The following is a 19,132-nucleotide window of genomic DNA, read 5'->3' on the forward strand; positions in this document are numbered from 1 at the left end:
TTTTAAACTATGTCTGAAATTACCCGTATCTACTACAACAAACTGGTTCGTGACAATATACCAGACATGATCCGTGCCAAACGCCATGAGTGTGAGACAACACAAATAACTGATGTGCAGGAGTTTCAACAGGAGCTTTTCAAGAAGATTAAAGAAGAAGCCGCTTCTTTGTCGATGGCCCGCACTAAAGAAGAGTTCTTGACCGAGTACGCTGATCTCATGATGGTGTTAAACACCATCATGCAACAGTTGGAGATTACAGCCGACGATGTAAAAAAGGCTAAGGAGAAAAATTATTTGAAAAAAGGCGCTTATAAGCACCGTCAATTCCTTAAATGGTCAGCTGATGTCTCATATGAATCAAATGAGAGTCCGCAAGGTATACCATTATAGTCCCTAGCATTTTAGCGCTTGGTCCCTTAGTAGTATGAAAACTTATAAGACTCTGCATGTTTGGGGAAAGAGTGTTGATTTAGTTACCTATCTTTATTCAGTAACGCAAGATTTTCCTGAAACCGAGAAATTTGGACTAGTTAGTCAGATGAGGAGATCTGCGATTTCTATTCCCAGCAACATAGCTGAAGGGCATGGACGTAAATCTGATGCTGAGTTTGTTCGGTTTTTTAAAAATAGCTTTTGCTTCTAGTTCTGAGCTTGAAACCCAATTAATAATTTCAGAGCGTCTTGGTTTTATCTCAAAGCAAAAGTTTGATAAAATAGAATCCAAATTGACTGAAGTCAGAATGATGTTGAATAAATTTATATCTAATTTACAAAACACTGTGCTAAGCGCTAAAGACTAAAGAACTAATAGCTAAAAATATGTCAACTATCTACACACAACAAGATAAAAATGTTCAAAAGACTTGGTTTTTAATGACTGCCTTTTTAGTAGTGGTTATTGCTATTGGCTATGCGGTCAGTTGGTATCTAGAGTCACCGGTTATTCTTTATGTGGCGGTTATATTCGCCCTTCTGATGAATATTGGCAGTTATTGGTTCTCCGATAAACTAGTCCTTAGTATGACTGGTGCTAGACCAATAGAAAAAGCTCAAGCACCGGAGCTCTACAATATTGTAGAGAATCTTTCTATTACAGCTGGTCTACCGATGCCAAAGATTTATATTGTTGATGATCCTGTCCCCAACGCCTTTGCTACTGGTCGTGACCCTGAGCATGCAGTCGTTGCTGCGACCACTGGTCTTTTAAGTATCTTAGACCGTAATGAGCTTGAAGGGGTGATGGCTCACGAGCTGTCTCATGTTGGTAATCGTGATATGTTAGTCATGACAGTGGCGGTAGTTTTGGCTGGTTTTGTGGCCATTTTGGCTGACTTCTTTGCTCGTACTTTGATGTATGGTGGTAATAACCGCGATCGGCACCCTGCTTTCTTGATTATCGGTATTGTTGGTATTATTTTAGCACCATTCGCAGCGAAGTTAATCCAGATGGCAATCTCCCGTAAGCGTGAGTATTTAGCTGACGCATCGGGCGCTTTGCTGACCCGTTATCCTGAAGGTTTAGCTTCAGCGCTAGAGAAAATCTCAGCACACGCCCACCCGATGCGTCGCGCCTCTCATGCTACCGCTCATTTATTCATATCCAATCCGTTTGGCCAAGAGGGGAGAAAATCGTTTGGTCAGAAGTTGAGCGCCTTGTTCTCGACCCATCCACCGGCCGAGGATCGGATAAGGATTTTGAGGGAGATGGGGAGGTAGAGAGAGTATAAATGGAGAGATGGCTATTAAATCTAAACCGCTTTAGATTTAATCCGATCGTTCGTTAGAACGAATTGCCGATGCTTTAGCGAGGTAATAGGGAGTGTTAAATGAAGAAATGAGCGACTAGCGAATATTCTGAATTAATGTTTAATACTCAAATGCTCTGCAGGTAGTAAAATAGTTACCAAACAATAAAATATTACGGAGAGATGGCTGAGTGGCTGAAGGCGCACGCTTGGAAAGCGTGTATACGTGAAAGCGTATCGGGGGTTCGAATCCCCCTCTCTCCGCTGTTTAGAGCTAGCACGAGACATTATGTTACTTAAAGGAAAAGAACTATTAGATCGAGCAGATGAACTTGGTATAGATACCAAGGGTGATTATATATATCAGTCCAGTATGGGACGACGTGATGCTGATGAGTATGAATTGCAACGCAGAGTTATAGAAGCAGAGAGGAGTATTAGAGAATCCAAACTCTGGATCATTGCTGTAGTGTCAGCCGCCGCATCAGTAGTCAGTGCAGCTACGGCTCTTGTTGCAATACTTTTAAATTAGGCGCTCGAGACACTATCAAACTCAATTTAAAATATAGCTGAATCCGTCAAACAGGGCTTGACCGCCCACGGTTCTAACTCGAGACTGCCAGCAGACGAACGAAGTGAGGGAAGGTGAGAGGGGGCGCAGCTTTTCGTTTAGAAAAGCGTGGCGCGGATTCGAAGCTGTTTTGAGATAGATTATAAGGAACGAAATAATCTATCCAAAACGGGTACTGAACATGTAATGTTCGAATCCCCCTCTCTCCGCATTAATGTTTAATTATTATATTTTTTATAACAATTAAACATTAAACTAAGAAGATGGGGGATGAGAAGCAAGGTGCTGGAACTTATATTTATAACGAGCTTGCGAGTATATAAATAAAGTTGCAGTGAATCCCCCTCTCTCCGCAGACTAGCGGACTCTCTTGCAATAAAGTTCCAAGAAGCTATATTGCCATACTTTATAATAGTGCTATCATGAATAAATAAATACTCTTTATGTGGTTAAAGAGGGTGGTTTTGTGTTTAGTAAGTAAAAAAGAGGGTGGATAAATTGGTAAATTATTTAATAAATTATAAATTATGGATGAGAAATTTTTAAAGCCGTACGACCATACTGGAGTCGAGGACAATATCTATAAAAAGTGGGAGGAGTCGGGATATTTTAATCCGGATAATTTACCTGGTACCCGTGAAGAAAAATACAGTATCATTATGCCGCCTCCAAACGCCAACGGTCGTCTGCACGCCGGACACGGTACAGATATTACTCTGAAGGATATTTTGATCAGATATCAGCGTATGCAGGGCAAGAAGACTCTGCTTTTGCCCGGTTCTGACCACGCAGGCTTTGAAACGCAGGGTGTTTACGAAAAGAAACTGCAAAAGGAAGGTCGTTCACGCTTTGGGATGGAGCGAGACCAGCTCTACAAAGAGATTTACGACTTCGTGATGGAAAATAAGCACATTATGGAGGATGATGTGCGCAAGCTCGGGGCCTCTTGTGATTGGTCTAGAAATACGTTTACTTTACAGCCTGATGTGGTTTCTAGGGTGCAGGATACATTCATAAAAATGTTTGAAGAAGGTCTTATCTATAGAGGTCTGCGTAGTATTCACTGGAATCCAAAGTTCCAGACTTCTTTGTCTGATATAGAGACAGATTTTGAGGAAAAGAAAGACTCTTTTTATTACTTCCAATATGGTCCGTTTGTGATTGGTACCGCGCGTCCGGAAACCAAGTTCGGTGACAAATATGTAGTAGTGCATCCTGACGACAAGCGTTATGCTGAGTATAAACATGGTCAAACCTTTGAAATAGAATGGATAAATGGCCCGATGACCGCTACGCTTATCAAAGACGAAGCGGCAGACCCTGAGATGGGTTCGGGAGCCATGACTATCACTCCGTGGCATAGTGCGGTCGACTTTGATATTGCCCAAAAACACAACTTAGAGGTAGAGCAAATAATTGATTGGAACGGCAAACTACTACCGATTGCTGAAGAATTTGCCGGCATGCGTATAGAAGAGGCGAGGCCAAAGATAGTAGAAAAGCTAAAAGAAAAAGGACTTTTGGTAAAAGTAGATGAGGACTATACTCACGCTGTACGTATCTGTGAACGAACCGGAGTAGTGGTAGAGCCACAGATAAAAGAGCAGTGGTTTGTAAAGATGGAGCCGCTTACCAAAATGGCGCTAACCTCGCTGGATAAGGGAGAGTATAAGTTTATCACCGAACAACACGAGAAGATCTTTCGTCACTGGATGAATAATCCAATGGATTGGAATATTTCCAGGCAAATCGTGTGGGGGATCCGTATACCGGCGTGGTTTAAGGGTGAAGAGATAAAGGTGGCGAAAGAGTGTCCAGGCGAAGGTTGGGAGCAAGATCCTGATACTTTTGATACTTGGTTTTCATCTGGGCAATGGCCGCTTATGACACTCGGTTATCCGGGCGGCAAAGATATGGAGTATTATCCGACTTCGGTGATGGAAACGGGTGCCGACTTGGTGTTTAAATGGGTGCCACGTATGATCATGTTTGGTCTTTATTTGACCAAAGAGGTGCCGTTTAAAGACATTTACTTCCACGGTATGATGCTTGATGCAAAAGGTAAGAAGATGAGTAAATCCAAGGGTAATGTATTGTCGCCGATTGATTTGGCGGCTGAGTTTGGTACCGACGCTACTCGCATGTCGTTTGTGGTGGCTAATCCGCCAGGAGCCAATATGCCCCTATCTAAAGATAAGGTGCGCGCCTACAAGAAATTTGCCAATAAGCTTTGGAATATCAGTCGTTTTACTTTTGATAATATAGCCGGAGTCGATTTTAATGAGGAAAAGGAACTGCTAGCGGTCGACGAGGAGCTTATTGCTAATCTTAAAGACGCGGTCAACGGGGCGGCACAAAATATCGAAAAGTATCGCCTAGACTTGGCAGCCGATGCATTGTACCACTATGCTTGGCATGATTTTGCTGATAAGATTCTAGAAGATTCAAAACCAATTCTAAATGGAGAGGATGAAGAGCAGAAGCTTTCCAGACAACATGCTCTGTATCAAATACACGCCAATATATTAAAAGCTCTACACCCATTTATGCCGTTTATTACCGAAGAGATCTGGCAATCAGTCCCGGCCGGCTACCTGAAAAAAAGTGAACTGTTGATGGTAGAATCGTGGCTTGAATAATCCTCAATAAAGTTTATGCAAGCAGCAGATACTCACAACTTTCACGATATAAATAAACTCCCTAAGGAATATGGGATTCTGGTTTTTCCAATTTCTATTTCTCGAGCGCAGAATAAAACTGGTCAAGAACCGGATAAGTATGTGGAATATCTTAAATATTTTTCTCCGTCTAAGGTCTCTGCTCCAAAAGCAGGTGTAAATTTTGTTTACAGTGACTCTCTGTATCTACATTCTGATGAAAGGGCTAGTGTTTTGAAGTACAAATTTATGAATATTGTGCTAAACCACAAGAACTCCATGCAAAAACTGCTTTTTAAAGAACGTCAGAATTTCCAAATCCAGCATGCTTTTTCTTACGAGGTATGGAATCAGTTTTATCTAAGTTACGATGGTAATTTTGCGTCTGATCTAGCAAGGTTTAAAGAGATTTACAATTCGGATGAGAGATTTTTGAAATATCTAAAAGAAGACGCTGATTTTGTGGGGCGCAAACTAGATGAAAACCAAATCAATTTCTTTTTAGAGGAACACTTAATGATTTATTTAAGCTCAAAAAAGAAAATATCATTACCAAACGAATACATTATGGGGCGTGAGCAATGGGTGTTATGGGCTTATCCCGGTGTACCACTAAAGGCTCAGCTCTATACTTATCAGCTGAATCCCCTAAATCTGGACGCGCCAGAGAATCCCTATCAAAATCATTCCTATGATCTAGAGTCAAAGGTTCTGACCGATGCCCTTAAGGTCGACTTGGATAGTTATAATTACAAATACCCCAAGCAGTAAGTTTTATAGTTTTGTAATAAAACTTTGAGTAAATATATTTTTGGGTACCTCAATTTCTATCATTTTATAAAGCTCTGGGGGTACACCGATGTCTGCGAGATAAAGTTTGCCTAAGTATTCCTTCGCTGTTGTGGATTTAAAACCAGTTTTTGGTAGCGCAAGCGTCATAGTGATGTCGGCTCTTATACAGGGATTAAAAGATTGACCACTGGTGGTGTCTAACCCAGATGGGGTGTCTAGCGAAAGAATAGGTGTGTTAGAAGAATTAGCAGTAGTAATAAGCGAGGCGTATTCGTCCTCAGGATTTCCGGTAAGTGAATAGCCAATCAAAGCGTCGATGATTAGATCGAACTCATCAAAATTGAGCTTAGACTGAGCTGTTACTACATTTAGACCAATTTCCTCCAGAATATCTAGCTGCCGGCGTGTGGTTTTACTCAGTCCATATTTGCTGGTGGCCAGGACGATGGTTACCTGAGCTCCGTGATTCTGGAGGTGCCGGGCGGCCGCTAACCCACCACCACCGTTGCCGCCGGTACCGGCTAACACTATTACTTTTCTGCCACTGCTATCACCAGCAAAAAATTCATTCTTAGCGATTTCTGCTAGGTTTCTTCCCGCGTTTTCCATCATTTGTAGCAAATCAATTCGAAAATACTGAATCATTAAGTGATCAACTTCGCGCATCTGGTCGGTGGTAATGTATGGTATTTCCATATGTGTTTTTAATAATCCTAGACCAAAAACATCAATTTGTCTAAGAAAATTGTTATTTTGCTGTCTTGGGTATGGTATAAAGAAAACAGAACAGTTTTTTTGAGGAGAACAATAATGAAAATACTCATATTTAACAGGGAAGTAGATTTGAGTGGTAAGAATGTCGTATTTACACCAGAAAACCCCTCTGATCTGATACAGAATAACCTGCCGCAGATTGTTGGTTGTAAGTTAAGGGTTAGGTCCGGTTCTGGGAATTTTAATCTGTGTGTAAGTGACCACAGGCTGCAAATATACGTTATGGCAGGAAGTGGTTCTTATATAAAACAGTTAATCGACGGTTCTTTTATGGAGTCCAAAGTAGACATAGGGGACGATTTTGTGGTAGAGATAGGTATGAAACATCGGGTAATTCCTGATAGAAGGGGTTTGTTGCTATGGGTTGATGTTATGATAGAGTAAAATAATAAAAACTAAATAGTAAAGACCTGGCGACGTTATGTCTCTGGGTCTGAATTGTTTTAGTAAGTATATTGATTTGCCAACTATGCTAATTAATTTGTATGGGAAACAAACGAGGAGCGACCTTTTCTTGTCGCTCATCGCTCCCTTTAAGGTTGCACCTCCGTTATTTTCTTTGTTTTAATAGATTTAATACTATAGGTGCCGGCTTAACTATGAATAATCTCACATACATATGAGACTCCTTAAATAAGGAGTAATGAGAATACATAACATTTTAAGGAACACCAGAGGGTTTGCCAAAGCGGCTGATAGTGCTCTAAAGTGGCAGACAATGAAAAACAAACAGGAGGTCGAAAGAAGAGTTAAAATACTCACGTTTTGGCAAAAACATGGTACTAATACCACCAAAGATGCTTTTGGCGTATCTAGACCAACTTTATTTAGATGGCAAAAAGAACTAAATGATAGTAATGGTAATATCCAAGCCCTAGACCCCAAGAGTACTGCTCCTAAGAAACGAAGAGTGAGACAGATATCACCACCACTAGAGCAAGCTATTATCAACTGGCGTACTAAGCGACCACGGATTGGTGGGAAAAAGCTGGTACCGCTATTGAAGAAGGAAGGATTCAAGGTGTCAGTTTCCTATGTTAATCGCTGTATCAGTGATCTTAAAGAACTAGGTAGACTACCGAATCCAGTTAAGCTCTCTTGGTACGCTAAGAGTGGTACACACAAAGAACAAAGAAAAACCAAGGTTAAAAAACAAAGAAGACCACAAAAACAAGGTTTGGAGATAGACACTATCGTGAGACACATAGATGGCACTAAACGGTACATACTCACCGCCATAGACATAGAAAGACGGTTTGCTTACGCTCGTACTTATACCAGTCATTCTTCAAATAGTGCTCGAGACTTTCTAAAACAACTTATACACTATACCCCTTTTAGTATAGATGAGATACAGACTGATAATGGTTCAGAATTCGCTAAATACTTCCACGAAGCTTGTTTAACTCTTAACATCAACCATTATCACACTTATCCACGTTGTCCTAAGATGAATGCCTATATAGAGCGATTCAATCGTACCGTTCAAGAAGAACACATTATTTATCACCGATCCCTGCTTCGAGATAGTATTCCTGACTTCAATGATTCACTGAATGAATGGTTGTATTGGTATAACCATGAGAGACCGCATGAAGGACTGGGTCTTTTGTCGCCCATGGAGTATTATAGAGAACATTATGAGATAGAGTCTCAAAGGTGGTGAGATCGTACAAACTATTGACTGTACGCTTGAATTATGGCAGTGTTCTAAGTGAAAGTTTTTTAAATCACCGAAAAAGGGGAATTAAATGATGAAAATATCTTTTAAAAAAGTCCTAATAGTCATCGGTTTATCCGCATTAATATTCGCGTTATATGAAGTCAATAGCTTTCTGGAAGATTTGGTTGCTGAAAGAGATGGTGCTACTATTTCCTACCCAGTGAACGGCGAATTTTCTTGGGAAGATTGATTGATAACATATTTTGTCTTGTCTTAGAAATAGGAGGATAATATGACTTACCCAAAGAGGTTGACCTTTTTTATGCTAATTCTTCTCTGTTTATATACCTTTCTTATTCTAACGTCACACGTAATTCACATAGAAAACGACGTCTCCAAAAGGGAATGTGAGGTAGGTAGGGTTATAGGAATAGACACTGAGATTAATTTTGATGATGATGGTGTAGGTAGTGGCTGGCAGTCATTGGTTAAAATAAAACTAGAACAAGAGGTTGTTGAGGTCTATCTACCAAATCTCACTGATCTTCTATCTTTTGAATTGCATGATCTGGTAGACTACTGTCATGGAGGCAATGAAGAAGAAAGGGTTAGAAAGGTTTGTAATTCTGCTTGTGTTAGTGTCTAATACAAAAAACTACAGCGCAGTTGTCTACTTACAGACACTGCGCTGGTTTCATTATACTCATTCTCCGATTACAGGTGGAGGTAGTTTGCGATATGGTCTCAAAGTTCCAGAAATGTTGGTTAGGACTATTATAAAATAGCACCAACGCTTAAAAGAATGAAGGTACACTTTTACAACATAATTACCACCCCAAATTCTTTCCTGGTGTATTTTTAGTGTAGTTGCCGTTCTTTCGACGTCAACACTATCTGTACCTATTAACGACACTATGTGTACTTTATAGACCTCAATTATTTTACTCATTATAGTTTCTTGTACCGCCGCATCGTATGATTTTGTATTCATAACAATCTCTCCCTTAACTTAAAATTAAGAATTAAATCTAAAGCGGGTTTAAACTACAAACCACAGTAATTGTACGATAATCGAATATCATTGTCTATAGTTTAAAACGCTTGATAGGTTAGTATTTTCCTATTATGCTAATATATGGAGTACGGGTATTAAATTTTCCAAACCTAAAGTGGAGGAAGAGACATGAGTTACATCTTAAATTTTTTACGGTGTAAAAAACCTAGATTTCGTCCGGTTGATAAATGTGTTAATCAATATGAATTAGAATTGATTTTTAAAAAACATAGGGATTACATAGCTGCACAATTTTATAATAACTATTCTACGTTCAATTATAAAAGTGCCTGTGATGAAGATGGGGCGAAATTTAAAGAGTCTATCATAAAGAGTTTGATTGAAAGGTTTGCGAAACTCTTAAATTCCAGTGAAGTTTCAGGTGCGCAGCTCGAAGTGTGGGTAGGTGATGTTTTTCGATTCTGTTATAACCCGATGACCGGCAATATGTTACCTATCTCAGCCTTTGCCAATTGGCTTAGAGGCTTACATCCAACTATCTAATAATGAGCCCATATAATCGGCAGTACACTAGAAGTAAAAGTGTACTGCCGTTTTCTGTATTTACAAAACAACCCAGTTTGTGATTAAATTATAATAATTTTTTCGTGGGGGAGGTCAAAATGCATATAATACTTTGGAGTATTTCGATCATTGATCTTTGTTTTGTACTTATTTTCCTTGGGCTGACGATTTATAAAAATGTAATCCTAGTTAAAGAAAAGGGTGATATTGAAGCTGATGATGTCAGGCTTGGACAGTTTCAATTAACTTTCTTGTCCATGATCGTTGTCACTACAGTGATTTTGATTGTCGTCTGGACTTGCGCCTACTTAGCAGGTGATCTTAACTCTGTTTGTGACGGGTGTGAGAGGTATTTGACAAATGTCCATTCTGATTAATAACCAAAGGCCGGTTTTGCTCGCGCAAAACCGGCCATCTTTTATTGTGACTAACGTGGTTAAGTAGTCTGGAGTCGCAAGTCTTGAATTCCTCTGTCTCCCTTTTTAACGTTGGGGAGCATACTTCTTTTCACTTCTATTTCTCCACCTATTTCGTCAAATAAAAGAACACGTTCGTCGTTGACATGATGAACTAGCCAGGTTTCGGAATATTCTGCCGAATTTAAGCCATCCATACTTGTACAACTAAGGTTTTCTTTGCACATAATTGTCTCCCGCATTTTTGTAAAAAAGTATGTGTCAAAACTCTATGCGTAAATATGTCACAAAAAGACCGCATTGAAAAGATGTTATCTAAATATTTGTGTGTTGTATTAAAGCTAGTTAACAGGTTAGGAACCGTTAAGGCACAGTTTATACCCGAGTTATACATGGGTTATGTACAGGGGCTGGGGATAAAATGAGACTTATTTTTAAGTATTTTGAGTCATTTTATCCCCAGTTTTTGCCTATTTGAGAGCTGTGGATTTGGTTGTTTTTGACAATTGGCCAAGTGTGTCCTTGGTGTTTTAAACTACTATCATGCAGTGGCGAAACGGGTTGTATGCGTTTTACCTCCGCGTTTTTAAAAGTGTAATTAGTAGGGTTAATTAATTTATACAACTTAATATTTATGAAAAAAATTATTACAAGTTTGGGAATGATTGTCTTCGTAGGAGCGGTCGTTGTTGGAGGAACGGGGGCCTTCTTCAGCGACACCGAGACTTCAACCGGCAACGTGTTCACGGCTGGGGCTATTGATTTAAAGGTTGATAGTGTTGGTCATATCAATGGCTTAGTTTGTCATGATGATACTGATGATGAGACAGATAACTCACGTTGGATTCCTGAAGATCAGGTGGTCTGGAACCCTGACACAGAGCAGAATGAACTAGCGGGTGACGCTAATGTACCAGCTGCTATCGATGAGTACAACGAAGCCAATCCAGCCAATGTACCGCAAGCTGGCGAACCTTGTGGTAGTACTTGGGCTTTGACTGATTTGTTGGATGGAGTACACACTTTCTTCAACTTTGATGATATCAAGCCGGGCGACGAGGGTGAAAACACGATTTCACTACACATAGACAACAACGATGCTTGGATGTGTGTTGATATTGATATCACCAAAAACGATGACGTGTCTTCAACCGAGCCAGAGCTTGAAGATGGTGATGTAGAAGAGGAGGGTACTGATGATTTTGATGGAGAATTGGCACAACACATGAACTTCTTTGCTTGGCTAGATGATGGGGACAATATTTGGCAAACAGATGAACTGCCACTGTTTACAAACACTTCAGGTCCAGCAAGTGATGTGCTAGGTGGACGAACCTACGCTCTAGCCGACTCAACTACCGGTAACGGGCCGATTGCTGGTGGTGAAACACATTACATCGGTCTAGCTTGGTGTGCCGGTGAAATAGACGCTTTAACACCGGGAGTTATCCTTTGTGATGGCTCAACTATGGGTAACGAAGCCCAAACGGACATGATGGAAGCTGATATTGCTTTCCGAGTGGAGCAGGCTCGAAATAACGGTGACTTTACTTGTGTGGGGCGAGATGTTCAGTTACCAGCTCCAGCATTGACTATAGATAAAGAAGTTACATTTTCTAGTTCAACTATAGTTGGTGTGGAAGTTAGTGATTTTCAGTTAGTTATAACTGGACCTGATGCAGCAACAACCACAACTATATTGAGTGACGAAGTCAAAGCTGAAGGATTGGCAGCTGGTGTCTATACTATCAGTGAGGTTTATTCTGGCGACCCATCTGGAGTGGTTTGGGACGCTCAGTTTAGTGGAGCTTGTTCTGAAATAGGAGATTCTGATGATGGTACTATTACTTTAGCAAATGGGGATGATCTTCTTTGTAACATAACAAATGTAATTTCACCAATTCAATAATAATACCTATTTAGCCGTTCCGAATTTCAGCTTTATGGCTGGAATTTGGCGGGCTGAAGGGGGAATCAGTGTGATTGAGGTTTAAAAACGTATTTATTCAGCCTTAAAAACTTAACTATGCGACGAATATTCTTGAGTTTAGTGATGATTACAGTGGTTGGCGGGGCACTGACCTTCGGGGCAACTAAGGCCTTCTTCAACGATTCCGAAACTTCGGTAGCTAATGTATTAGCAGCCGGAGCGATTGATCTTTTGATCGACAACGAGAGCTACTATAACGGTCTTTTTAATGAAAATACCTCTTGGGAAAAGAAGGATTTGACCATTGAGAAATTCTTTGACTTTGATGATGTAAAGCCGGGGGATTATGGTGAGGATACTATATCGGTACATGTCGAAAATAACGACTCATACATGTGTGCTGATGTGACTTTGACTTCCAATAACGAAAACGGGCAGACTGAGCCGGAAGCACTGGTAGACCAAACTACCGGAGAAGATGAGGGTGAGTTAGCTGGTTTAGTCAATTTTATCTGGTGGGCTGACGATGGAGATAATGTACTGGAAGATGATGAGGAAGTTATCTCCGGTCCGGGGCCAATCGGGGCTTTGCCACTAAATGAACCGTACTCAATCACACTGGCTGATGCCACGAAGAATATATGGAACGAGGATCAGCTACCCGGTCCGGTAAATGGTGCCGAAACCTACTATATCGGCAAGGCTTGGTGTTTTGGTGAAATAGTACCTGATCCGCTTCCGCAAGACGGCGAAGCTGACGACTGGTCTCCGGCCGATGACAATAACGGCAATCAGAAGTCAGGTGAGCCGTCTGATGGTGGTTTCCTTTGTAGCGGGGCTGAGCTCGGCAATGAAAGTCAGACTGACTCGCTGACTGCTGATGTTGCCTTCAGTGCTGTGCAAGCTCGTCATAACCCCAACTTCATGTGTGAGCCAGTTGATCTGACTTGTGATCCGGAGCAATCATATGCAACTAAGGTAGTGGCCTTTTCACAAGGAGTTCGCAGAAACGGCACTCCGGTAGACCCGAGTCGCTCAAATCCAACTTTTGCTCTTGGAGCGCCACAGAGTGCTGGAACGTCGTTTGATAATCCAGTGGTTCCAAACAGCTTCTTTAGTCTAGGATTCAATCCAGACGCACAGCAGCTTGAAGGTGGTTGGATCGTAGTTGAGTTTGAAGATGGATATATTGTGGATGGTCCAGGTAATGACCTTAGAGCTTGGGAAGTGACTGGTGGTAATAGTTATCCAGTCGAAAAGATAAAGATTGAAGTGAGTCAAAACGGCTCAGATTGGCACTTGGTATCCGCTAGTTTAGATCGGGATGTAGAGGCAGACTTGGCTTCGTCTGGTTTAGCGTGGGCCAAGTATGTCAGAGTGACCGATGTATCACCACGCGCACCGTTTGAAGCAACTGCTGATGGTTATGATTTGGATGCTTTCAGTGCACTTAACTGTGCTACGTTGCCACCAAATATATAAAAGAGGAGTGGTCTAAAGGGAGAGGGAGGTTCAATAACTTTCATTATATATGCCAAAAATATTCTACCAAAAAGGAGTTAAAATCACGCTTTTAGGTGGAATTTTGGTGTTTCTTGTGGTGATCTTGTCGGCTAGTGGTGTCAGTGCAGGCTATACCTTTGCGACCTATAACGATGGTTATGATGGTAAACACAAAAAAAGTGGTCATGGTAAGGGTCTGGAACTCACGATTGACAGCCGCGCTGTCTACAATGGAGTTTTGCAACCTGCTTTGACTTGGGACTTAAAACACCTAGTACCGGGAGTGGATCACTTCTTTGATTTTGACGATGTGAAGCCGGGGGATATGGGCGAGCATACCATCAGTCTTCATGTGAAGAAAAGTGCCGCTTATGCCTGCTTGGATTTTCAGAACTTGGTAGATGATGAAAATGGCATGAACGAGCCGGAAGCGCTGGTAGACGATGAGGAGGGTGGAGAATTGTCGCAATATCTTGAGTTTTTTGGTTGGCGCGACGATGGTGATGGAGAGTTTGAGGTTGGAGAGAAGGTGTTGTTTGGTTTGGAGGATCAGGCGGCTAGTGTTTTGCTAAATGACACGACTTATCCAATCGAGGATACTTATACCGGTAAGAGCTGCAAGATGAACTCGGTTAATTATGTGGGCATAATCTGGTGTGCTGGAGACCTTATGGTAGACGTCGACACGGCCGAAGTTAGTTGTAGTGGAGAAGGGTTGGGCAATGTCATACAGACCGATTCTATGAGTGTGGACGTGCGCCTAAGAGCAGTTCAATCTAGCTACAACAACGGTTTTAGGTGTTCTGCAAAATCAAAGCCAAAGAAACCAAAGGGTAATAATGGTCACGGTAACGATGAGGATCATAATGATGACTCAAACCCCGGCAATTCTAATGACGAAGATGATCATACTGATGATGATGGAGTGCCTCCGGGTCAGGAAGAGGAGATTGAAAGTGAGCGTTTTACTCGAGTTAGTGATTTGCGTCGAGAATCGCCAAGCTTCCGCAATAATCTATGGAGTAATCTAGCCGTCTTAATGGGTCGAAATATGTAATATGAAAGCTTTTTTCTCAACAATATTATATACACTGTTTGGTCTCATAGTAATTGGTTTGACGGTGTTGTTTGTGGCACCTGCTACTCCTCTACTCTCTGGTTTTGATGTGAAGATTGTAAAATCAGGTTCGATGGAACCGCAGATTATGACTGGAGCAGTAGTCGTAATAAAAGAGAGTGTACAGTACGGGGTTGGAGACATTATTACCTTTAACAATACTGATACTGAGATTCCAACTACCCATCGTATTGTTGGTACCGAGAGTGTTGATGGAGTTAGTTATTTTGTCACCAAAGGGGATGCAAATGAAGAGCGGGACATGAGTCTGGTGGCGGTCGGTGATGTTATTGGTAAGGTGATGGTTAATGCGCCTTACGCCGGTTATGTACTTGACTTTGCAAGGCAACCGCTAGGTTTTGTGCTTTTGGTGGGGATACCAGCGCTTTTAATTGTCTTGGATGAATTGGTGAATATCTGGCAGGAGGTTAAAAGAATGCGCAGACCTAAAGTAGCTAGGAAAGTTACGACACCACTGGAAGTGGCTCCTTATAGTCCAAGGGGACTTGATAAAACGCGGCCGGCTAAGCTAATGGATATAACTCCTATTGTAAGAAACGAACTGGGTGCTAGGGAGGAGGTAAAAGCAGCTACACAGCCTCGAATGTATCATGATATTAGACCAAAGATGTCCGCTTTGGTCACATCGGTGCTTGTGTTTGCGCTCGTGACTGGTTTTACTAGTCTGGAAGACATATCAACTCTGTCTTACCCGATGGATATTGAGGCCAGTTTGGATAATTCTATGCAAGCTAAGCGGGTTGATTTTTCAGTGTCGCCCACTACTTCCGAGATAGATTTTTCTATTGAGAAGGTAACTAATATCGAGGTGATTGTTACGCCAGACGGGGTTTCGGCCACTGAATTGGTTTATGATGTGGCGGTGGAGAAGGTAAGTGGTGATTCTGCTTTTTGTGATGATGTACTCGTAGATGCAGAATCGCCACTTATTTACGCCGATCAATTTAAAAATCTAGCCGATAGTGGAGTTTCTTTCATCGGTTCCTGGCCACTTAATTTTTCGATGGCAGGAGTACATAATTCAGGAGAGACTTGTAGCTTCAATCTAGTGTTTAACGGATATTTGGCTGGCACTGATGGTATGACCGGCTATATTGATACGGAGATAGTGAGTCTGAACTTTATAGCTGAAACCGCCTTGCCGCTTGTACCAAGTTCGAGTCCTCAAGCTACATTCACAGCTTTGCTACCGGTTGGTACTTCTACTCCACAACCCGGAGCGATGTCGGAAGAAGTCTCGGGAACATCTTCTACTGCTAAAGAGGCAAGTTCTACTGAAGAGATTATTGACTCTGAAATTACTGGTGAAGGAGAGGGAAGAGAAGAAAATAACGACAATGATCAAGGAATTGTGGTTGAGGAAAAGGTACAAGAACCACCTGTAGAGGATATAGAGGAGGTAAAGGATAATACTGGCCAAGAAGCAAAAGAGGAAGAGAATACACCGGAAGACGAAGAGGTTGTGAGAGAGGAGGCTCAAGATACAGAAAACGAGGCGGTAGAAGTTCCGCAAAAAGAAACTGCTAGCGTGGTGGATGATGAGACTAGAGCAGGTGTTGGGCTTTAGTACCTATAAGTATAAAAATACGTCCGTCATTTGAATGTGACGGACGTTTTTCTCAAGGATAATTTGGTTAAAAAAATTAATCAGATCTATCTTGTAGCTCTAGTATAAGAGCTTTGTGTGATGTGATGCTTGTTCTGAAACCTGTATGATTTAATACATTATCTACCCAACTAACCTCATTGTTGTTTACTGTAATCTTGCAGCCCGCAGGAACCAGTGCTTTTCTGGTAAATATACAGTACACGTACTGAGGTTTGTGGTCATCACCATATTTGATTCCTGTGATTTGCACATCACCAGGCTCTGGTGTTATTTCTTGGGTTTGAAATAACTGTAAAAGCAAGTCTGTTATATAATTCAGAAAGATTACATCTAACTGTTTGTTTTTTAAAATAGCATTGCTACAATGGTTTGAATGCTCCATTTTTATCTCCCCTTTCACTATTTGTTTTAAAAAAACTGTACCTTGAGATACAGGTACTTTATACCACACCTAACTAGACTTTACAAACTCCATGTTGCGTAAAAATATTGATCGTAATCTATAATGATAGAGTTATTACTTAACTAACATTTACACATACCACGTCTCGTACCAGTCTTGTAATTGCAGAAGGACTCTTTCTAGCTCTTTTCCTTTATCAGTAAGTGAATACTCCACTCGGGGAGGTATTTCACTGTAAACTTTTCGTCTGATTAGGCCTGACTTTTCAAGCTGTTTTAGGGTTACGGTCAAGGTTCCGGTGTTTAAATTACCTAGTACTTTTCTTAGCTCGCCAAAACGTAACACCTGATGCTTTAAGAGTTCGTTAAAGATTAAAATAGAATGCTTTTGTCCAATTATGCCAAGTGCCTTACGAATAGAGCAGTCCTTATTGAATTCTATCCCCACTTCTTTTTCTTTCTTCATATTTGTAACACAATAAAACTTTAGTGAACTAAATTAGGTTGCTAAATTATAGCTACTTTAAAACATAAATCAATAGGCATATACTCTGTGGACATGTTGCTAACATGATTTTAAAAAAATTAGAAAATCTTAAATATGAATAATAAATTTTTAGTAGGTGGTATTATCGTTGTCGTTTTGATCGGACTGTTTGTTTTTGTCAATAATGATAAGGCTGAAGTAATGGTCGACAATAACGATCAAAAAACACAAGAGACAAAGGAAGTCGTTAAGACTAATGTAGTTAATGGTCATGAAGAGATCAATCATCATTTAAAAGAAGCTCAAGTGACAAGAGAGTCAAACTCACTAACAGCAGATTTTACTTCTCTGGGAGTAATGCCACTTTTGGGTGAAAGTGGAGCGGTTGGTTATGGTGTAATTACTGATAAAGGAACTGATCAAGTGATTGTTTCCACTACCCATGCGGGCGTCTTGGATAGCGAAACGCAGAAAGATGCTTCTGATCCGGTGTGGCACAACCATATTGTAAGACTAGGTGAAGTGGCTCTTTGTGGTGAAAACCCAGGTGTAATTGACATAACCTTCGAATCTCCGGGTGACGTCACGGTAAAAGAGCGTGGGTTGGTTGTGGCAAAGGTACCGGCTAGCTTTAGTGGTACTCATAGTTTGACTAGCCAAAAAATATCTTTTGCTCCAGGTACAGACGTTAAAGGGGTTGTGCAATTTAATTTAGAGCCAAAGTTTAATGCTGAAAATGAATTGCAAGCAGTCTGTGTAACTCATATAGAAGAAATCGACTTTGATGTATTATAGTAGTATTGAGTATGGACTCAAAAAATACTATCAAAGATAAGGTGTGTGTTGAGGGTGTCTGCGAAATAGAGACTACCGAAAATAAAGATGTTACAACCATGGAATTAGTGGTAGCTGAGTGGTTGAACACTGATGGAAAGGAAATAAAATTGTCTGAACTTAAAGGCAAGGTTGTATTAATTGAGGTGTTTCAAATGCTGTGTCCAGGGTGTGTTACTCATAGTTTGCCACAAGCAAAGCGTTTGCATTCAATCTTTAGAGATAGGGAAAAAGTGGTGGTGCTTGGTCTGCATTCGGTTTTTGAGCACCATGAAGCGATGCGGAAAGAATCATTACACGCTTTTCTTTCAGAATTTCGGTATGATTTTCCAGTAGCTATTGATCAACACAAAGACAATGATCGTTTACCAGAGACTATGAAAAAGTTTGATTTAAATGGTACTCCTTCCTTAATCATTATTGATAAAAAAGGAGAATTGCGTGAGATTGTTTTTGGTGCAATTGATGATTTAGTGTTAGGCATTAAAATTGGAAAACTCTTAGCTGAGTAAGTTTCCCATTGTTTAGTGATATAATATTTTCATTATTAGTTTTCTTATCTAATTGTATGAAAAAATACTACACAGCTAATATCGAAGAAGAAACACTCCAGAATTCGGATTACCGCCGAGTTTTGTACACGGCTCGCTATATGCAACTGGTTTTGATGAATGTGAGGCCAGGTGAGGAAATTGGTAATGAAATCCATGGTCTAGACCAGTTTATTAGAGTGGAGGCTGGCAAGGGTAAGGTGATCTTAAATGATAAAGATGAATATGAGCTACCGGCTGACCATGCGCTTATTATTCCGGCTGGTACTTGGCATAATATAATTAACGAAGGAGAGGAAGAGTTAAAACTTTATACTATTTACTCTACTCCGGAACATAAAGATGGTACAGTACAACCAACCAAGGCGGATGAGAAAGAGGAACATTTTGATGGAGTCACGACCATGGATCGAGGATAGTGGTTGGGTAGAGGCTTAGAGTGGAAAATGCCCGGCGCCTATGGCGCCGGGCATTTTCT

At 40.8% G+C, this 19,132-nt stretch carries 22 protein-coding genes, 1 tRNA gene and 1 pseudogene; 19 read left to right on the top strand and 5 right to left on the bottom strand.

What is annotated here, in order from left to right; translation table 11 throughout:
• The first annotated feature begins 9 nt into the window (after positions 1 to 9).
• From H6779_05295 to H6779_05325, 7 genes and pseudogenes are all read left to right on the top strand, one after another.
• Positions 10 to 393, top strand: coding sequence for a nucleoside triphosphate pyrophosphohydrolase (locus tag H6779_05295; protein ID USN87783.1), 384 nt, complete (start codon positions 10 to 12; stop codon positions 391 to 393).
• Positions 394 to 427: 34 nt separating this feature from the next.
• Positions 428 to 803 (top strand): annotated as a pseudogene (locus tag H6779_05300) (four helix bundle protein).
• A 19-nt stretch (positions 804 to 822) separates the two neighbouring features.
• Positions 823 to 1,719, top strand: coding sequence for a zinc metalloprotease HtpX (locus H6779_05305; GenBank protein USN87784.1), 897 nt, complete (start codon positions 823 to 825; stop codon positions 1,717 to 1,719).
• A gap of 206 nt (positions 1,720 to 1,925) precedes the next feature.
• Positions 1,926 to 2,012 (top strand) — tRNA-Ser (locus H6779_05310).
• A 25-nt stretch (positions 2,013 to 2,037) separates the two neighbouring features.
• A complete protein-coding gene (locus H6779_05315; GenBank protein USN87785.1) occupies positions 2,038 to 2,280 on the top strand; it encodes a hypothetical protein in 243 nt (80 codons plus the stop codon).
• Positions 2,281 to 2,846: 566 nt separating this feature from the next.
• Positions 2,847 to 4,958, top strand: a complete 2,112-nt coding sequence (locus H6779_05320) for a valine--tRNA ligase (GenBank protein ID USN87786.1) — start codon at positions 2,847 to 2,849, stop codon at positions 4,956 to 4,958.
• Positions 4,959 to 4,973: 15 nt separating this feature from the next.
• Positions 4,974 to 5,747, top strand: a complete 774-nt coding sequence (locus tag H6779_05325; protein USN87787.1) for a hypothetical protein — start codon at positions 4,974 to 4,976, stop codon at positions 5,745 to 5,747.
• 3 nt (positions 5,748 to 5,750) lie between these two features.
• Here the strand turns inward: H6779_05325 and H6779_05330 are convergent, their stop codons facing one another.
• Complete coding sequence (locus H6779_05330; GenBank protein ID USN87788.1) at positions 5,751 to 6,464, bottom strand: NAD(P)H-hydrate epimerase; 714 nt, start codon at positions 6,462 to 6,464, stop codon at positions 5,751 to 5,753.
• 36 nt (positions 6,465 to 6,500) lie between these two features.
• Between H6779_05330 and H6779_05335 the strand changes: the two genes are divergently transcribed.
• From H6779_05335 to H6779_05345, 3 genes are all read left to right on the top strand, one after another.
• A complete protein-coding gene (locus H6779_05335) occupies positions 6,501 to 6,926 on the top strand; it encodes a hypothetical protein (protein ID USN87789.1) in 426 nt (141 codons plus the stop codon).
• Positions 6,927 to 7,185: 259 nt separating this feature from the next.
• Positions 7,186 to 8,208, top strand: coding sequence for a transposase (locus tag H6779_05340; GenBank protein ID USN87790.1), 1,023 nt, complete (start codon positions 7,186 to 7,188; stop codon positions 8,206 to 8,208).
• 289 nt (positions 8,209 to 8,497) lie between these two features.
• Positions 8,498 to 8,851, top strand: coding sequence for a hypothetical protein (locus H6779_05345; protein ID USN87791.1), 354 nt, complete (start codon positions 8,498 to 8,500; stop codon positions 8,849 to 8,851).
• Positions 8,852 to 8,908: 57 nt separating this feature from the next.
• Here the strand turns inward: H6779_05345 and H6779_05350 are convergent, their stop codons facing one another.
• Entirely contained in the window at positions 8,909 to 9,196 is a 288-nt protein-coding gene (locus H6779_05350; GenBank protein ID USN87792.1) for a hypothetical protein, read from the bottom strand.
• A gap of 192 nt (positions 9,197 to 9,388) precedes the next feature.
• On the opposite strand from H6779_05350, the gene H6779_05355 reads away from it, so the two are divergent.
• Together H6779_05355 and H6779_05360 are read left to right on the top strand one after the other, a co-directional pair.
• The gene (locus H6779_05355) at positions 9,389 to 9,763 is read left to right on the top strand and encodes a hypothetical protein (protein ID USN87793.1); all 375 of its coding nucleotides are present in this window, start codon (positions 9,389 to 9,391) and stop codon (positions 9,761 to 9,763) included.
• Between the two features lie 119 nt (positions 9,764 to 9,882).
• A complete protein-coding gene (locus H6779_05360; protein USN87794.1) occupies positions 9,883 to 10,161 on the top strand; it encodes a hypothetical protein in 279 nt (92 codons plus the stop codon).
• Positions 10,162 to 10,220: 59 nt separating this feature from the next.
• Here H6779_05360 and H6779_05365 read toward each other — a convergent pair whose 3' ends face one another.
• Entirely contained in the window at positions 10,221 to 10,397 is a 177-nt protein-coding gene (locus H6779_05365) for a hypothetical protein (GenBank protein ID USN87795.1), read from the bottom strand.
• 437 nt (positions 10,398 to 10,834) lie between these two features.
• Between H6779_05365 and H6779_05370 the strand changes: the two genes are divergently transcribed.
• The 4 genes from H6779_05370 (at position 10,835) to H6779_05385 (ending at position 16,338) form a co-directional block, all read left to right on the top strand.
• A complete protein-coding gene (locus tag H6779_05370; GenBank protein USN87796.1) occupies positions 10,835 to 12,109 on the top strand; it encodes a hypothetical protein in 1,275 nt (424 codons plus the stop codon).
• A gap of 117 nt (positions 12,110 to 12,226) precedes the next feature.
• On the top strand, positions 12,227 to 13,612 hold the full coding sequence (locus tag H6779_05375) for a hypothetical protein (protein USN87797.1): 1,386 nt from the start codon (positions 12,227 to 12,229) through the stop codon (positions 13,610 to 13,612).
• Between the two features lie 49 nt (positions 13,613 to 13,661).
• The gene (locus H6779_05380; protein ID USN87798.1) at positions 13,662 to 14,690 is read left to right on the top strand and encodes a hypothetical protein; all 1,029 of its coding nucleotides are present in this window, start codon (positions 13,662 to 13,664) and stop codon (positions 14,688 to 14,690) included.
• Position 14,691: 1 nt separating this feature from the next.
• On the top strand, positions 14,692 to 16,338 hold the full coding sequence (locus H6779_05385) for a signal peptidase I (GenBank protein USN87799.1): 1,647 nt from the start codon (positions 14,692 to 14,694) through the stop codon (positions 16,336 to 16,338).
• A 76-nt stretch (positions 16,339 to 16,414) separates the two neighbouring features.
• On the opposite strand, the gene H6779_05390 is transcribed toward H6779_05385, so the two are convergent.
• Complete coding sequence (locus H6779_05390; GenBank protein USN87800.1) at positions 16,415 to 16,762, bottom strand: hypothetical protein; 348 nt, start codon at positions 16,760 to 16,762, stop codon at positions 16,415 to 16,417.
• Between the two features lie 150 nt (positions 16,763 to 16,912).
• Entirely contained in the window at positions 16,913 to 17,248 is a 336-nt protein-coding gene (locus tag H6779_05395; protein ID USN87801.1) for a helix-turn-helix transcriptional regulator, read from the bottom strand.
• A gap of 135 nt (positions 17,249 to 17,383) precedes the next feature.
• Here H6779_05395 and H6779_05400 point away from each other — a divergent pair, with 135 nt between their 5' ends.
• The 3 genes from H6779_05400 (at position 17,384) to H6779_05410 (ending at position 19,073) form a co-directional block, all read left to right on the top strand.
• Positions 17,384 to 18,064 (top strand): hypothetical protein, encoded by a 681-nt coding sequence (locus tag H6779_05400; GenBank protein USN87802.1) that lies wholly within the window; start codon positions 17,384 to 17,386, stop codon positions 18,062 to 18,064.
• Between the two features lie 98 nt (positions 18,065 to 18,162).
• Positions 18,163 to 18,615 (top strand): TlpA family protein disulfide reductase, encoded by a 453-nt coding sequence (locus tag H6779_05405; GenBank protein ID USN88305.1) that lies wholly within the window; start codon positions 18,163 to 18,165, stop codon positions 18,613 to 18,615.
• Positions 18,616 to 18,671: 56 nt separating this feature from the next.
• The gene (locus H6779_05410) at positions 18,672 to 19,073 is read left to right on the top strand and encodes a cupin domain-containing protein (protein USN87803.1); all 402 of its coding nucleotides are present in this window, start codon (positions 18,672 to 18,674) and stop codon (positions 19,071 to 19,073) included.
• The last annotated feature ends 59 nt before the right edge of the window (positions 19,074 to 19,132 follow it).

Source organism: Candidatus Nomurabacteria bacterium, assembly GCA_023898525.1.
GTDB lineage: Bacteria > Patescibacteriota > Minisyncoccia > Phycocordibacterales > UBA918 > OLB19.

Coding starts and splice junctions, on each gene's coding strand:
- H6779_05295 (USN87783.1), top strand. CDS start 10: ATGTCTGAAATTACCCGTATCTACTACAACAAACTGGTTCGTGACAAT.
- H6779_05305 (USN87784.1), top strand. CDS start 823: ATGTCAACTATCTACACACAACAAGATAAAAATGTTCAAAAGACTTGG.
- H6779_05315 (USN87785.1), top strand. CDS start 2,038: ATGTTACTTAAAGGAAAAGAACTATTAGATCGAGCAGATGAACTTGGT.
- H6779_05320 (USN87786.1), top strand. CDS start 2,847: ATGGATGAGAAATTTTTAAAGCCGTACGACCATACTGGAGTCGAGGAC.
- H6779_05325 (USN87787.1), top strand. CDS start 4,974: ATGCAAGCAGCAGATACTCACAACTTTCACGATATAAATAAACTCCCT.
- H6779_05330 (USN87788.1), bottom strand. CDS start 6,464: ATGGAAATACCATACATTACCACCGACCAGATGCGCGAAGTTGATCAC.
- H6779_05340 (USN87790.1), top strand. CDS start 7,186: ATGAGAATACATAACATTTTAAGGAACACCAGAGGGTTTGCCAAAGCG.
- H6779_05345 (USN87791.1), top strand. CDS start 8,498: ATGACTTACCCAAAGAGGTTGACCTTTTTTATGCTAATTCTTCTCTGT.
- H6779_05350 (USN87792.1), bottom strand. CDS start 9,196: ATGAATACAAAATCATACGATGCGGCGGTACAAGAAACTATAATGAGT.
- H6779_05355 (USN87793.1), top strand. CDS start 9,389: ATGAGTTACATCTTAAATTTTTTACGGTGTAAAAAACCTAGATTTCGT.
- H6779_05360 (USN87794.1), top strand. CDS start 9,883: ATGCATATAATACTTTGGAGTATTTCGATCATTGATCTTTGTTTTGTA.
- H6779_05365 (USN87795.1), bottom strand. CDS start 10,397: ATGGATGGCTTAAATTCGGCAGAATATTCCGAAACCTGGCTAGTTCAT.
- H6779_05370 (USN87796.1), top strand. CDS start 10,835: ATGAAAAAAATTATTACAAGTTTGGGAATGATTGTCTTCGTAGGAGCG.
- H6779_05375 (USN87797.1), top strand. CDS start 12,227: ATGCGACGAATATTCTTGAGTTTAGTGATGATTACAGTGGTTGGCGGG.
- H6779_05380 (USN87798.1), top strand. CDS start 13,662: ATGCCAAAAATATTCTACCAAAAAGGAGTTAAAATCACGCTTTTAGGT.
- H6779_05385 (USN87799.1), top strand. CDS start 14,692: ATGAAAGCTTTTTTCTCAACAATATTATATACACTGTTTGGTCTCATA.
- H6779_05390 (USN87800.1), bottom strand. CDS start 16,762: ATGGAGCATTCAAACCATTGTAGCAATGCTATTTTAAAAAACAAACAG.
- H6779_05395 (USN87801.1), bottom strand. CDS start 17,248: ATGAAGAAAGAAAAAGAAGTGGGGATAGAATTCAATAAGGACTGCTCT.
- H6779_05400 (USN87802.1), top strand. CDS start 17,384: ATGAATAATAAATTTTTAGTAGGTGGTATTATCGTTGTCGTTTTGATC.
- H6779_05405 (USN88305.1), top strand. CDS start 18,163: ATGGAATTAGTGGTAGCTGAGTGGTTGAACACTGATGGAAAGGAAATA.
- H6779_05410 (USN87803.1), top strand. CDS start 18,672: ATGAAAAAATACTACACAGCTAATATCGAAGAAGAAACACTCCAGAAT.